The organism is Lelliottia sp. RD5 (assembly GCF_056032945.1).
In genome coordinates this window covers 58,502-72,623 of record NZ_JBVYHQ010000001.1, presented here as the reverse complement: position 1 = coordinate 72,623, position 14,122 = coordinate 58,502, and the positions used below count along the sequence as shown (strand labels likewise).

Sequence of the window (14,122 nt, the reverse complement as noted above, 5' to 3'; positions counted from 1 at the left end):
AGGTACAATGCAGACGATTAGACTACCTCTGCCTGTCACAAAAACCTCCAAATTAGGCCCAACCGAGGACTGTTGACTGGCTATTTCAGCTTCTGTCTCAGATCGATATAGACATTTGTCAGCTTTGCGACATTCGCTTCATCCATGGAGAGCTCTGAGAAGTCCACAAACCAGTTTCCTGTACTGTGCTTATTGATAACAAATAGCTTTTTACCGTTCACGAATCTATACTCAACATCGTAGTCTTTATGAGTCCACGAAAGATTATCCAGAATAGTGAATTTTGTCGGCTGCGCTAGATTTTGCGGATCCCATTTTAAAAAGTCAGTGTAAATGGTTATCCAACTTTCGAGATTGTCCTTGGTGACATATCCGAAGTGACTCGACATATCCCCACCGTTGTATATAGCCATTACTGCGTATTTGCCTTTATCGTCAAGGCGAAGAATTCCATCAAAACCATCTTTGTACTGCGGTTCATGGACCAGCATCACTTCTACACCTGTTGTGTACTGTGTCCATGTATAATAGAAAGCTGGTTTTCCAGGCGTTGAACACCCAGCAGTAAGTAACAAAAATATAAGCCCTAAAATTCTAATCATTATTATTCCTTCTCTAAGAATAACCATGTCTTGATCACAGTCAATAAAGAAACGTACTTAACTTCAGTACATGAACATCCATGTTATATCGGCAAAAAAAAGACTTTCATGAGCGGTTATTTGAGCTAAATTTGGCGCCTCACCAGATTGTGGTTAAATCAGTAGAGAACCGACTGTTTCTCGCTCATAGCTGCCCGTCATGTTTGCGCAAAAAACAGGCTCAACGTAAGATATTTTCCGTTTTCCAAGCGGGCCCGAATGGAACGAAAACTCACGTTAAGGGTTTTTGACAGTGAAAAACTAAAGAAGCGAGGAGACCTACCAGGGGTAGCGTAAAAAAGTACGGGGCAAATGATAACCAGATCGACACTGTGACGAATTACTTAATCAAGTTGACGTCAAACTGTTTATGGCGGCATGCTGTAATGCAGGATGAGCTGTACTTTATACTTCTAAATTTAAAATGGAGATGTACATGTATACCAGGATGTTATTTTCAACCTCTGTTTGTTTGCTTCTTTCTGGTTGCTCAATAGACATGTCGGACAAGTTAACTGACTATCAAGGCAGCGATGCGGCCTACATTCGTGTCGATAACTCTGGGCAACCTACGGCATTACGTATCCAGAAGATTATCCCGGCTGGCAACTGCGTGAAGCTTGACCAGATTTACGGCCTGACCTCTTCGGTTGCGGTTGCGGGTATCAAGTCCAGCTACTCCAAAACTGTGCCCGGTATTGCGCCCGTTTCTGAAAGATATGCTAAACGGGGGTATCTCGAATATGCCATCAAGCCAAATGAAGAGTATAAAATCTGGTGGAAGTTCTTCGAGCAGAGTCAGCATGGAATTGACCTCAGCCGGACATGGAGTTCCATCTTTAAAGCGGAAAAAGGCCACACCTATGAGATCGGCACAGTAGGGAATGAAATCGATATTACTGATATTACGACAGGTCAAAAAACGGTATCCAGAGACATCAACGAGTGCCCGCATACAATATCAATGATGGGTAAAAAAGTTTATGAGTGAGGCCTAAAGTCTCTTGTTTCCGCACGCCAGGCTTCTTTACCTGGCAAGATCTGGAGTAGGGAACACATTGTAATGATGCTTGTGAATTTCATGGAAATGCTACCGCTCAAGATATAATTAATGCTGATGATAAAACGTGCGCATCTGGATGGAGAGATACGAGCAAAACCGGAATGACTGGGATAGTTTCATGAACGGATATGCCCGCGGTGGCGATCAGGGTGTTTATAAATTAATCTGTAAACACTGTAGCGCCATCGTGCTTAATTGGGATTTCTCATAGTGACTTGCAAAGAAGCAGACAGTGGAATCGCCACGACTTCGGTCGTGGTCTTTTGCGTTCGCATATAAATGCAACGTCTATTTCTCGCTCACAGCGGACCTTCAGCTCAGTTAGTTTGTCCGCTCAGTGCCAGGAGCGGAAGTTGCTAAATCAGTCTATGTTAATAAACGGGGAACTAGTCAGAACGGCGAAATGATAACCCAAATCACCATTGCGACAGGAAGGATCATTCTGGCGCGCCTGGCGTTAACGCTCAAACATGGCCAGCAGCCTTTGCTTAATACTGCGGACATAAAACGGTTTAAACTGCGTGGTGATATGCGATTCCAGCCCGCCACTGTTCTGACCCAGGTGGAGCAAATCCACCGGTTGCCCGTCCGGCGACGCATCCCCTGCCACTAGGCCTGCACCTCGCATCACCTTTTCCACTTCGCCGGTCAGGTCCACGGCCACCAAGTAGTGGGGCCTTTCATCGACCGCGGGGTCGTGCATCAGCGCCAAGTAAGCGCGCCTGACACCCGGGTATTTTGCAAAAAAGGCAGAGAGCTCTATCAGCATCCTGTCCGGCATCACCGCCGGCTCACCGAGGAATACCTTTGTTTTTTCCTCCACCACCCGGGACTGTGGCAATCGGCCGGTGCCTTCCGCCAGCAGCGATTCGATTTCCTCCGGCACGAACTCCTTGCCGTAGTCGGACCGGGGATTCAGGAGCACCCCTTGCCCTTGCGTCATTTTGAAAAAATCTCCCGCCGGCAGTTTCAGGTATTTGCTTTCGACCTCGATGGCACGCTGCAGGGCAACAAGAGAGCTGAACACCGGGATAACTGTTGTGCCGTCCGGCTTTTCCCAGTGATGTATTGTTATATGATCTCCCGCTTTCAGATCGACATGGTCATCAACGGCTTCCCCGCCGGAAGTTCCGAGGACATACAGCGATGAGGCCATCAGTGTCCGGTAAAACTCCGGCCGTTCTGCCGGATGGTCGGCCGCCCGTTGCAGGGCGGTTTCTAGTCTTGTTTCCTGTTCATCAGACATTCAGCTGTTACTTCCCGGGGCAGATAACCACTTGTAAGATATTAACAATACACCAACATAACTGAGATCTAGATAGTGTATCGCTACGACTTAGCTAGTCATTTGACCGCGATCAACTTCCGCTCCTCGCTCATAGCAGACCATCTGTCGAGTAAACCATGCCGCAAACATAGCCGCGACATCTTTGGTCGTGGCATGTCCGTATTTTCTTACCAGCGCAATTATCCATGAGATGATCAACCTACGTTCTTCCTGCGTTTTAGGTCTCGCCATCAGCTATACCCTCCCACCGGCTTTCATTCGCTCATACTTCGCCTTGAGCATCTCTGCAGGTGTAGGACCTTTCGGCGCTACTGGAGCGGCGATAGCGCGTCGAACGGGAGGTACAGGTTTCCCCTCAAGCACACGTCTTTCCCACATGTTCAACACATCGGCAGCTTGTCGCTCCAACTCCTGTCGACTCAATTGTCCCTCCGTGCTGCGGTGACGCAGCTCAATGCAGATGTGATACAGGACGGGTTTTGGCCATGGATATTGCTCGCTGGATGTGTAGCGAAAAACGAGCTTCTGCCACTTCCAGTATTCGTCCATGACATCAGCTGCAGTAATTCCCAGTACACATCGTCCTTCCCTGCACCATTTGATGAACTGGCCAGGCGACGGCAGGAATGGACGATCCTGACGCCGCACCATTCGCATTCCGGCATCGACCTGTTCCATGGTAGTGATGCCGTTTTCTTTGAAGGCCAGCACCCACTGACGGCGGATCTCGTTCACGTCCTCCTGGCTGCGATTGACCAGGCTGGCTGGAAACGCGGCCGCCAGCTGTACGAATAACCCGTTGATAATCTGCGCCACCTGATGCGTTTGCTCACTTTCGCTGTAGTGTTCAGGCATTCCATATGCCACCCGCCGGGCCTGTTCAAGGTCAAAATTGCGAATGTTTTCTGCAAGGTTTTTCATTCCAGCACCCCGTCAATCCAGTCAGTGTTTTGCAGGTCTAGACCGCCCCGGGATGGATTTGCCGTTCCGGTAGCGCGCAGCCGTTTGGTGGTGAGTTGATCCCACTGCTTTCGCAGACTTGATGGGCTCAGGATGTTGTCTTTCCAGAACTCGTCCCGGTTGGCCCACTGGAACAGATCGCAAATTTCGTAGTGCGTGCGCCTGTCCTGGACACGCATCAGCCTGATGGTGTTGGCCCATTCAGCCCAGTTCGGTTCAGTCAGCGATGCGTTGACGGTGAGAAGCCTGTCGTAAATCCAGCGTGCAGCCTTGAGGTCGTCACCGGATCCCCATGATTTACCTGCCGGTGTGTATATCCCGGCGGCGGCTTCTGGATTGCGAGAGAGAAAATTTTGAGTTTTCTGGTTTCGGGATTCGTCAGAATTCCGAGACGAGGATCTTTTAATACTGTTCTTGTTATAGTCTTGGGTGTCTACCGTTTTCGGGAAGGTTTTTCCCGATTCCGGTAACACTTTTCCCGGTTTCGGGAAGACTTTTCCCGTTTTCGGTTTGTTCAAAATCCAGGCAGAAAGGTCAGTATTTATACCGACAATTTTCATCACGCCCTGCTTTTGACTAAAGATAATTTTGCGTGCTGCGAGTGATTTTAGAGCATCTGAAACGTGCGAATCACTCAGATCAGTGAGTTCGGCGATCACTGTGTTTGTCACGCGGTCTTGTTTCTTGTTCCAGCCGTAGGTAAGCCAGATCACCGCCTCAAAACACTGCCACTCGCGACCCGACATTTTTAGGCGAGGCTTTAGTTTCTGGATCTCGTTAGCGACCTTGGTATACCCGTTCGACAGGTCGGCCATACGACCTCCCGGTTGTTCAGTTCTGTTCGGAAAGTTGATAACTTCAGCGGTATTTGACATACTCATCTCCGCAATTACGCACAGTTATTGCACCTGAAAGCCGTTGGTGTTCTGGCACCGCGGTTTTCGCCTTTTCTGAAGTACTCACATTGCCCCCAGCATGGTTGATACCATCGCGAACAGAGGCGCGGTTAGGTCCGGATCGACACGGAACATTTCGAAAATCCCTTCACCTAACTCCTTCAGCTTTTCCTTCTTCGGTGCATCGAGCATCAAAGCTTGTTTCGCCTCACTCACCTCTTTTTCCAGCCTGGCCATGCGATAGGCAAACGAATCGTTTTTAATGACGCGGTCGCGGTATCGAAGCGGTAAAACAGACATGATCGCCGGCACCAACTGCTCGACGTTTCTACGGTACGATGCGGAGTCTTCTTTGTTATCCAGCCAGCGGAACAGCTTCACGTTCCAAACATCGGCCTGGCCAGACAGATCTACGCCATCAAGTTGATGTTCTTCTGCCGCTTCTTGGATTTGAAGCGCAACAGCTATGCGCCCTTCTGACGCAGCCCACGCCCGGACCGCAGAGCAGATATCGCGATGATCAATATCCTGCGCAGCCGATTCACCTTGATGACACGGGAATATCAGTGAGTTAGATAAAGCTTTGCTACTCTGTTGAAATGAAACAGTCTGCATAGTTAAGGCTCCTGTTTAGGTAAACCGTCTGTAGGATTTGGATAAAGATCGGGGCGTAGCTCGTGGGGAGTTACACCGGTTACTGCGTAAATTGGCAGGACCCGATCAGCAGGCACGACGCCCCGATAGCGGTTTCGCCAATGACTAACTGTCATGGCGCTGACGGTTAGCAATTCGGCTAAGCGTGTGGCGGTTCCTGCTTTGTTAATGGCTTTATCAATAGCTTTCATAATAAGCTCCAGTGGAAACACCTCAATTAAACAAAATGTTTATACTCATGTCAACATTTTGAATATTGAGCTTATAAACTTTTGGTTTAGAATTCGGCCATGAAAGAAAAAACTCATCAGATTGACCACCCACAAGTTCAGAGGCTTAATGAGGTCCTAGAGCTTAAGAATTTGACCAAGTCAGATATGGCTCGCATTTGTGGCGTCAGTGCCCAGTCGGTCAATAACTGGTTCGTTCGAGGGACGATTGGGAAAAGCTCAGCGATAAAGCTGGCAGATGCGCTTGGAGTTAGCCTTGAGTGGCTTCTTGGTCAGGATGTGGGAGAGAAAGACGGCCTCAAGCCGGACGAACAGCGTCTACTGGAGCTCTATCGTCAGTTGCCTGAGGAAGAAAGGGAGAACATGCTCCGTATCTTTTCACTTCGCCTTAAAGAGTTGGATGAGCTTTACGAGAAATACATGCAGGGAAGGGTTCGACTGAAGAAGAACTAAAATCTTTTTTCAAGAGTTTGCGCGCGTATGTCGCTGATTCCCGGTGTTTTTTAACAAAAACTTAAACAACTAAGTAGTTTAGTGCTTCTTTAATAAGGATTTTTTGATGTCAGAAATTAAATTTAGTCTTTCAAAAAAAAGCTTAAACTGTGTGGATGAGGCTGCTGATTCATTTGGTTACAGTTCTTTCGGAGAAGGTAATACCCGTGCAGGGTCAATTTCTTTTTTTAAGGAAGTAATTGAATGGCCTGAAGATATTGAGTATTTCAAGGATGGTGATGTGCCAACAGCAGTTGTTAAATACAATATAGCCACCATTAAGATGCCTGAAGAAGCGTTGCTGGCATTAGCTAATTTCATTATTGAGCAAAACAAACAATACTTAGAACAAGATGAAATCGAATGAACGACCATTTCTACGGCTATAGTGATGATGTAGCCTCTACGAGGCGGTCAAATAAACAGTCCCATTCGATTGGTGTGAGGTCACCGGGTGTTTGGATGAGTGATTCAGGCGCAGTCTTCTCCTCTAATATGCGGAGGTCAGTGAAGCAGGAAGCCCACCACACGACCAATGAGGGAGGAAATATGTCACAAATCAGTAGAGAAGAGCTGGATGCAAAGCTTGCTCTCAACAAAGCAGAAGCGGTTACTGTAGCAGAAGAGCTAAAAAGAGAGATGGCTCAATGGCGTGAGCAAAATACAAGCCAACTGGCTCAGTTGACCATAGCAATCAACGCCCTATCCGCTAAAGTTGATGGAAAAATGGATAGTGTTGATGGTGATATCAAGGCAATAACAGGTAATTTTACTGGTTTGCATGGGCAAATCAGTGGGATTAATACGGCTATCGGAGGCATCCAGTCCGGAATATCAACTCGCTTAGCTATTTTCGGTATTGTGATAGCTTTTTTAGTAGCGATCCCTGGCGTCATTTCTGCTTTGAATAAAGACACATCGGCTCCGACAACACAGCCGATAATAATCCAAATGCCCCAGCCGATTCAGACAAATCAGCCGTCTCAGCCGTCTCAGCCGTCTCAGCCGGATATTAAGTAGTAAAAATAGAGAATAAACCCGGCTATCGCGCCGGGTTTTTATACACAACCTCACCAGCTCCGCCGCCGAACCACTCCCGTCCCCCGATTCCCACCACTATGGAGGGATTTTTTTTGCCTGCGACTCACAAAATCTGCTTCGTACAATCCGCAAGTAAACATTTTGTTTACCCATGACTACTCATTTTGTTGACATTGATTTAAACATTGTGTTTAATCTTTCTTATCAAGACGCACTGCGAACCACTAAGGCATGGAGCCCACGAAGTAGCCGCCGACGGCATACGAACAGTCGGATGAGGTGGAGATATTAACGCGCATCAGGTGTAAACGTTCCGCTGGCCGGCGATAAGGCAAAAGAGGGTGAGAATGATTGATTTCGCACGCAAACCAGGACGGCAGCAGGCCGTGAAACTGAACTTCTTTGAAGTGATTCTTCGCCGCTTATGTTACCTGCTGGCGCAAAAGGGGAATCCAGATGTGTAACTCAACAAAATGCGGGTACTGCGGCAAGCCGGTTGAACCGGAGGAAGTTGTCAAAAGTACCCTTCTCTATCGCAACGGCTCTCAGCTGGCGCGCAAAGAAAACGAGTATTGCTCTGCACGTTGCGCTTCGTACGACCAGATGGCCCACGAAAGCTAACGTAAAAGCCGCGCAAGGCGGCCTGTACGTCCGGTGACACCGACCAAAGTTCCACCGGAAAACTACACAAAACCAAAGTTAACCCAATGGGCGCTATCTCTGGCCCGGGGATCTTACATCCAAAAAAGAGGATCTCACATGGAATTTTTCTATGTAGTCAAAGCTACGCAGAAATCTGGCAAAGACGATGCAGTGATTTGGTTCACTGCAAAAAGTGAAGCGCGCGCAGCTCTGACGCTCGATGTTGAGCTGGAAGAGGCTGGAATTGAAACCGGACGTGGCAAGGATTACCAGAAGCCTGTCCGTACCGATTTCCCGGTTTATGACGACCTGCCGGAAGAGAGCACCATCGATTACACCTGGTGCAAACGCTACGAACTGGCCGAAGACCTGCGCACATGGCAACAGAAACCCGGGGAAGCATCGCAGGGTGATACCGTGAAGAGTGATTCCGACAGTAACTTAACGACGGAACTTCAGTGCGAAAAAGACGGTGATCGCAAACTCGAATATTCAAACGACGATAGCGTGCAATTCCAGCTGGCAACGATGCCTTTTCGTATTCAACTGCTCGCACAGTTTTGTGCCGAAGATCGCCACGTCTACCACATCAGTATCCCACATCGCAAAGAGCTCTCGGCTCTCGAACTGGACATGGACAATAGCTACGTGCAGAACATGCTGCTAGCTGCCGAGAATAGCCCAGAAATTAAGGCATTCGACATGCCAACCCTCTGGAAATTAACTGCCGCGATCAAGATGGTATTTCCACAAGACAAGCGCCATGAACTTAACCAGATTATTGAGTTCACGAAAATATGGATAAAAACTGAGTATATCGATCGCGGCATCCTCACCCGCGAATGGGCAGCAGGCAACCGTATCACAAATGTGGAGCGCACAGACTCCGGCACAAATGCTGATGGAGGTTATGTCACTGACCGCGGCGAAGGCGCACACCATACGCTGGACTCTCTCGATCTTGAGATCGCCTGCGCCCTGCTGCCGATGGATTTCAACCACCGAGAAATCCCGGGCAGCATCCACCGCCGCGCCAAGGAAATTGTCGCGCATAAAGAAGAACCATGGAGATCGTGGAGCAAAATCCTGCGCAACCAGCCTGGCGTTCTGGCAGTGAACCGCGCGGCCATCTTCAACCTGGTGCGCATCGCACCGGAGAACATACACCTGAATCCGGTTGCTCATCTGGAATTCGTTAACCAGACGATGACGGCTGAGTTCAATTCCGCTGTTGAGTTACTGCCATTACCCGTTGCAAAGAACGAAGCATCAGCCGTAGGCATGAAACCTGATACACGCAAAACCTACTGCACCCACGAAGAAAATTTGAAGCGCGTACGTGAAGAAGGCGCACGTAAACGCGCTGAAGAAGCAGCCAATCAGCCAAAAGTTGAAAATCTCGGAGGTGGAATGTTCTCCATCGATGCCCTAATGGGTGGAGCTACCGATCCGGTCAACAATACCTCCTCAAATGAAGTCCAAAAAACGGAAAACGAAGCGGAGACCACCAGCGATGTGCAGATGGAAACGACTCAGCCAGAGAAAGTCGAAAATACTGATCCGGTACAACCAGGCGAAGGCGCTGATGCAGCTGATACGCAAGCAGTTGCCGTAGCACCGGCAGAGATACTTGCCGCTGCCGCGCCAAGCCTGGCGAATCAGGAACTGGCGAGCGTTGACCATAAAACAGATTCAGCCAGCCAGAATAGCGTTCCTGCACACCAGAATAAGCCAGAACCTGCACAAAGCGAGCCAGAATCGATACAAAACGAACAAGAACTGCAGCAGGGAGAACCAGTTGTTGAATATCCTGCTTATTTCGAGCCAGGCCGCTATGAAGGTCTACCGAACGAGGTGTACCACGCCGCCAACGGCATCAGCTCAACCCAGGTGAAAGATGCGCGCGTTTCGCTGATGTACTTCAATGCGCGCCACGTTGAGAAAACCATCGTCAAAGAGCGCTCCGCGGTACTGGACATGGGCAACTTGGTGCATGCGCTGGCGTTGCAGCCTGAACAACTGGACGCAGAATTCAGCGTTGAACCGGTAATCCTGGAAGGCGCATTCACAACGGCCGCGACCCTGCGCGCCTTTATCGATGAGCACAATGCCAGCCTGCCGGCGCTGCTGTCTGCCGACGACATCAAGGTGTTACTGGAAGAGTACAACGCCACCCTGCCGCCGCAGGTTCCGCTTGGCGCTAACCTGGAAGAAACGGCGCAAAACTATATGGCGCTGCCAGCTGACTTCCAGCGTATTGATGCAGACCAGAAGCAGACGGCGACGGCAATGAAGGCTTGCATCAAAGAGTACAACGCCACCCTGCCGACGCCGGTTAAAACCAGCGGCAGCCGTGACGCGTTGCTGGAGCAGTTGGCAATCATCAACCCTGACATTGTGGCTCAGGAAGCACAGAAACCGGCACCACTGAAAGTGTCCGGTACCAAAGCAGACATGATCCAGGCCGTGAAGGCAGTAAAACCAGATGCCGTGTTTGCCGACGAGCTGCTGGATGCCTGGCGCGATAACCCGGAAGGGAAAGTGCTGGTCACCCGCCAGCAGCTGAGCACCGCGCTGAATATTCAAAAAGCGCTTCTGGTACACCCGACCGCCGGCATGCTGCTGACCCACCCGAGCCGCGCCGTCGAGGTGAGTTACTTCGGCTTTGATGAGGAGACGGGCCTGGAGGTTCGTGTGCGCCCTGACCTTGAGATCGACCTGGACGGCGTGCGCATCGGTGCTGACCTGAAAACCATCAGCATGTGGAATGTTAAGCAGGAAAGCCTGCGCGCCAAGCTACACCGGGAAATTATTGAACGTGATTATCACCTGAGCGCGGCCATGTACTGCGAAACCGCGGCGCTGGACCAGTTCTTCTGGATTTTCGTCAACAAAGACGAGAACTACCACTGGATCGCAATCATCGAGGCATCCGCTGAACTGCTGGAGCTGGGCATGCTCGAGTACCGCAAAGCGATGCGCGCTATCGCAACCGGATTCGACACAGGTGAATGGCCAGCACCAATCACAACCGACTACTCCGACGAACTGAACGACTTCGACCTGCGCCGCCTTGAAGTGCTGCGTACTCAGGCATAAGGGGAATGATGATGGAAAACATGAATATCGTAACTGCTGAGCAGCAGGCTCCAAACACTATTTCTGCCAGCAACTCAATTTTCAACGTTCAGGCATTGGGTCAGCTGCAGGCTTTCGCCGGGCTGATGGCCCAGTCTGTCGTTACAGTACCTGCGCACCTGGCAGGAAAGCCTGCGGATTGTATGGCGATTGTTATGCAAGCCATGCAGTGGGGCATGAACCCTTACGCGGTGGCGCAAAAAACTCACCTGGTCAACGGCCAGTTGGGTTACGAAGCGCAGCTTGTTAACGCCGTAATCACCAGTTCCAGCGCCATTCATGGCCGTTTTCATTATCGCTACAGCGGCGATTGGGAACGTTGCACCAAAACCAAAGAAGTGACCCGTGAAAAAATGGGTAAGAACGGTAAGTACACCGTTACCGAACGCGTTCGCGACTGGACTGATGAAGACGAAGAAGGACTCTATGTTGAAGTCGGAGCAATTCTTCGTGGGGAAAGTGAAATCACCTGGGATAAACCTCTTTACCTGTCGCAGGTGGTTACTCGAAATTCGCCGCTGTGGGTTTCAAAGCCCGACCAGCAAATAGCCTACCTCGGCGTGAAATATTGGGCGCGCTTGTACTGCCCACACGTGATCCTAGGCGTTTACACGCCTGATGAGATTGAGCAGCCCACCGAAAGGGAAATTAATCCGGCACCGGCTCAGAAAATGAGCCTGGCTGATATCAAAGCCGAAAATGTAGTAAACACGCAGGATTCTCAGGAGCCATCTGTAAATATCGACACTCTGGCAAAGGATTTCCGCGACCGCATTGAGGCCGCTCAGGATGTGGATAGCGCCAAAGCGCTGCGTGCCGACATCGAAACAGCGAAAGCGACGCTTGGATCCGCACTCTTCACCGAGCTGAAAAACAAAGCGGTGAAGCGTTACTACCTTGTAGATGCTCGCAACAAGGTGGAGGCAGCGATCAACTCCCTGCCCCAGCCCGATGAGCCGGATGCCGCCGAGCGGTTCGCGGAAGCCGAACGCATGCTGGCATCGTCAAAGCGGCACATGGGAGATGAGCTGCACGATCAGTTCAGCATCACCCTGGCGGATATGAAACCGGAATACGTGGCCTAACGAGACTGGGAGGGGCAACCCTCCCCTTAAGGAGACAACATGCGACTGATCAATCGAGGCAGTAAGCAATCCCCTTTAGCTCGCCAGGCATGTGACATCGCACTCGCCGCCCACCAGCAACGCTACGGCGACTACGGGCGCAGCAAGATGAAAGAGACATATACGGTCAGGGTTGAAGGCGTGAAGGTCTGGGTGGAGGTGGTGAACCGGAAGGCGAGCTACGTGGCCACTGCAATGACCGGCATGCGCCGTCTCCGCTCTCTGCCCGGGCAGGTTTCCTGATACCAATATTTCAATGACAAATCTCCGACAACTATATAATCAGTTGTCGGAAGCCGGAGGTAATATGGCCAAGCTTCTCAACTTGCAGGAATGGGCTCAAGAAAAGTATGAGACCCCACCCTCGCTATCAACGCTGCGCCGCTGGACACGAGAAGGTCGGATATACCCCGCGCCGGAACTTCACGGAAAGGAATACAAGGTTCATCCTGAAGCCATCTATGTGGATCCGAGTAAAAAGAACCTGCGCGCCAAAGCAAAACACATGACGCTGCCTGCTGGCGGCACGCTACTGGAGAGACTGACTAATGGCGAAAAGGCCAGTTCGTTACGACGCTAACCTGCCCCGTAACCTGACCTATCGTAAAAGAGACAGGCTCTATAGCTGGCGTAATCCGACAACCGGCCAGGAAATATCTCTTGGCCGGATCGACAGAAAAGACGCCATCTCCCAGGCCATCGAGGCCAATAACTACATTGACCAGAATTACCTCCATTCAGCGCTACTCGACCGCATAAAGGATGTACCAACCTTTACGGTCAAGGCGTGGCTTGAACGGTATGAAGTGATACTGGAAAGAAGAGAGTTAAAGCCAAACACGATGAAGGTCAGGCGCAACCAGATTTCCACCATTAATGATGAATTCGGCAAGATGCCCCTTTCATCAGTCAGCACGAAGGACATATCTACTTTTCTGGAGACCTATATCCTCTGTGACAAGAAAAGTATGGCCGCCGGCTTGCGGTCGGTTTTGCTGGATATTTTCAGAGAGGCTATTGTCGAAGGACATATAGAGAGGAACCCGGCCGAGCCGACACGAACGCCGACGCCCAAGGTTAAAAGGGAGCGTTTGTTACTGGAGCATTTTCTGGTTATTCGAGCGGCAGCTGCTTCGCATTCGGAATGGTTACCGAACGCTTGCGATCTAGCCCTGGTCACTGGGCAGCGCCGAGAGGATATTTCCCTTTTCAGGTTCAGTGACGTGAAAGAAGGCAGGTTGTTCGTTACGCAGGAGAAAACGGGGCATAAGTTGGCATTGCCATTGGACTTGAAACTGGAAGCTGTAGGGCTGGTGTTAAGTGAGGTGATCGAGCGCTGTCGGATCAATAACCCATCCGATTTTCTGCTTTTCTCGCCGGTCAGGCGCGGCGGCAGAAAACCGGGACCTTTAACCCCTGACGGATTGACCCAGGCATTTTCGGAAGTGAGGGATGCGACGACATTAAATTTCGGACCTAATCCACCGCCCTACCATGAGATCAGGAGCCTGGCGAGTCGGCTCTATGAAAAGGAGCGCGGAGAGGAATTTGCTCAGCGTTTACTTGGCCACAAAAATTTAACAATGACTAAAAAATACCTGGACGCACGCGGTGCAGAGTATGTTATGGTTTAGACAGAATATGGATTGTTCGAGTAATTTTCGGGGGAATTCGTGTTTAGGCCGAAAAACCCATTAAGAAACAAATAGATAAAAAGAGACCGAATACGATTCCTGTATTCGGTCCAGGGAAATGGCTCTTGGGATAGAGCCGTGCGCTAAAAGTTGGCATTAATGCAGGCTAACTACGCCTGACACTCTAAGAATAGATGACGACGCCAGGTTTTCCAGTCCGCGACTAAAGTGGTCAGAAAAAAAGCGTTAGATCATCCCAAAACAAAAAAACCGCAACGCTTTCGAAAGAAGCCTGCGGTTTTTTATTGGAAACGCGTGG

Annotated in this window: 16 protein-coding genes and 2 pseudogenes; 11 read left to right on the top strand and 7 right to left on the bottom strand. The window is 50.1% G+C overall.

The window, feature by feature from the left end:
• Positions 1-80: 80 nt before the first annotated feature.
• On the bottom strand, positions 81-602 hold the full coding sequence (locus AC0LWE_RS00360) for a hypothetical protein (protein WP_279062909.1): 522 nt from the start codon (positions 600-602) through the stop codon (positions 81-83).
• A 475-nt stretch (positions 603-1,077) separates the two neighbouring features.
• On the opposite strand from AC0LWE_RS00360, the gene AC0LWE_RS00355 reads away from it, so the two are divergent.
• Positions 1,078-1,632 (top strand): hypothetical protein, encoded by a 555-nt coding sequence (locus AC0LWE_RS00355; protein ID WP_279062911.1) that lies wholly within the window; start codon positions 1,078-1,080, stop codon positions 1,630-1,632.
• Positions 1,633-2,161: 529 nt separating this feature from the next.
• Here AC0LWE_RS00355 and AC0LWE_RS00350 read toward each other — a convergent pair.
• The 6 genes from AC0LWE_RS00350 to AC0LWE_RS00325 all read right to left on the bottom strand — a co-directional run bounded on the left by AC0LWE_RS00350 (position 2,162) and on the right by AC0LWE_RS00325 (position 5,693).
• Positions 2,162-2,950 carry an enhanced serine sensitivity protein SseB C-terminal domain-containing protein gene (locus AC0LWE_RS00350; protein ID WP_474264543.1) on the bottom strand — a complete coding sequence of 263 codons (789 nt, stop codon included), beginning with the start codon at positions 2,948-2,950 and terminating at the stop codon, positions 2,162-2,164.
• Positions 2,951-3,040: 90 nt separating this feature from the next.
• Positions 3,041-3,223 (bottom strand): DUF977 family protein, encoded by a 183-nt coding sequence (locus AC0LWE_RS00345; protein ID WP_279062913.1) that lies wholly within the window; start codon positions 3,221-3,223, stop codon positions 3,041-3,043.
• Positions 3,224-3,226: 3 nt separating this feature from the next.
• Positions 3,227-3,913, bottom strand: a complete 687-nt coding sequence (locus AC0LWE_RS00340; protein WP_474264539.1) for a replication protein P — start codon at positions 3,911-3,913, stop codon at positions 3,227-3,229.
• Positions 3,910-4,827 (bottom strand): replication protein, encoded by a 918-nt coding sequence (locus AC0LWE_RS00335; protein WP_474264537.1) that lies wholly within the window; start codon positions 4,825-4,827, stop codon positions 3,910-3,912. The genes AC0LWE_RS00340 and AC0LWE_RS00335 overlap by 4 nt, the downstream gene beginning before the upstream one ends.
• An 84-nt stretch (positions 4,828-4,911) precedes the next feature.
• Positions 4,912-5,463, bottom strand: a complete 552-nt coding sequence (locus AC0LWE_RS00330; protein WP_474264534.1) for a toxin YdaT family protein — start codon at positions 5,461-5,463, stop codon at positions 4,912-4,914.
• A gap of 2 nt (positions 5,464-5,465) precedes the next feature.
• Complete coding sequence (locus AC0LWE_RS00325) at positions 5,466-5,693, bottom strand: YdaS family helix-turn-helix protein (RefSeq protein ID WP_474264532.1); 228 nt, start codon at positions 5,691-5,693, stop codon at positions 5,466-5,468.
• Between the two features lie 99 nt (positions 5,694-5,792).
• Between AC0LWE_RS00325 and AC0LWE_RS00320 the strand changes: the two genes are divergently transcribed.
• From AC0LWE_RS00320 to AC0LWE_RS00275, 10 genes and pseudogenes are all read left to right on the top strand, one after another.
• Positions 5,793-6,185, top strand: a complete 393-nt coding sequence (locus AC0LWE_RS00320; RefSeq protein ID WP_474264530.1) for a helix-turn-helix domain-containing protein — start codon at positions 5,793-5,795, stop codon at positions 6,183-6,185.
• 106 nt (positions 6,186-6,291) lie between these two features.
• Positions 6,292-6,591, top strand: a complete 300-nt coding sequence (locus tag AC0LWE_RS00315) for a hypothetical protein (RefSeq protein ID WP_474264528.1) — start codon at positions 6,292-6,294, stop codon at positions 6,589-6,591.
• A 182-nt stretch (positions 6,592-6,773) separates the two neighbouring features.
• A complete protein-coding gene (locus tag AC0LWE_RS00310; protein WP_474264526.1) occupies positions 6,774-7,244 on the top strand; it encodes a hypothetical protein in 471 nt (156 codons plus the stop codon).
• 329 nt (positions 7,245-7,573) lie between these two features.
• Positions 7,574-7,729 (top strand): annotated as a pseudogene (locus tag AC0LWE_RS00305) (hypothetical protein); the annotation flags it as partial.
• Positions 7,722-7,886 (top strand): YdaE family protein, encoded by a 165-nt coding sequence (locus AC0LWE_RS00300; RefSeq protein WP_474264524.1) that lies wholly within the window; start codon positions 7,722-7,724, stop codon positions 7,884-7,886. The pseudogene AC0LWE_RS00305 and the gene AC0LWE_RS00300, both read left to right, overlap by 8 nt.
• 138 nt (positions 7,887-8,024) lie before the next feature.
• Positions 8,025-11,006, top strand: coding sequence for a RecE family exodeoxyribonuclease (locus tag AC0LWE_RS00295; protein WP_474264522.1), 2,982 nt, complete (start codon positions 8,025-8,027; stop codon positions 11,004-11,006).
• Positions 10,981-12,130, top strand: a pseudogene (locus AC0LWE_RS00290) (RecT family recombinase). The gene AC0LWE_RS00295 and the pseudogene AC0LWE_RS00290 overlap by 26 nt, the downstream one beginning before the upstream one ends.
• 39 nt (positions 12,131-12,169) lie before the next feature.
• A complete protein-coding gene (locus tag AC0LWE_RS00285; RefSeq protein WP_279062914.1) occupies positions 12,170-12,412 on the top strand; it encodes a DUF4060 family protein in 243 nt (80 codons plus the stop codon).
• Between the two features lie 64 nt (positions 12,413-12,476).
• The gene (locus AC0LWE_RS00280) at positions 12,477-12,749 is read left to right on the top strand and encodes an excisionase (RefSeq protein WP_279062915.1); all 273 of its coding nucleotides are present in this window, start codon (positions 12,477-12,479) and stop codon (positions 12,747-12,749) included.
• The gene (locus tag AC0LWE_RS00275) at positions 12,718-13,803 is read left to right on the top strand and encodes a tyrosine-type recombinase/integrase (protein ID WP_279062917.1); all 1,086 of its coding nucleotides are present in this window, start codon (positions 12,718-12,720) and stop codon (positions 13,801-13,803) included. Before AC0LWE_RS00280 ends, AC0LWE_RS00275 begins: the two co-directional genes overlap by 32 nt.
• The last annotated feature ends 319 nt before the right edge of the window (positions 13,804-14,122 follow it).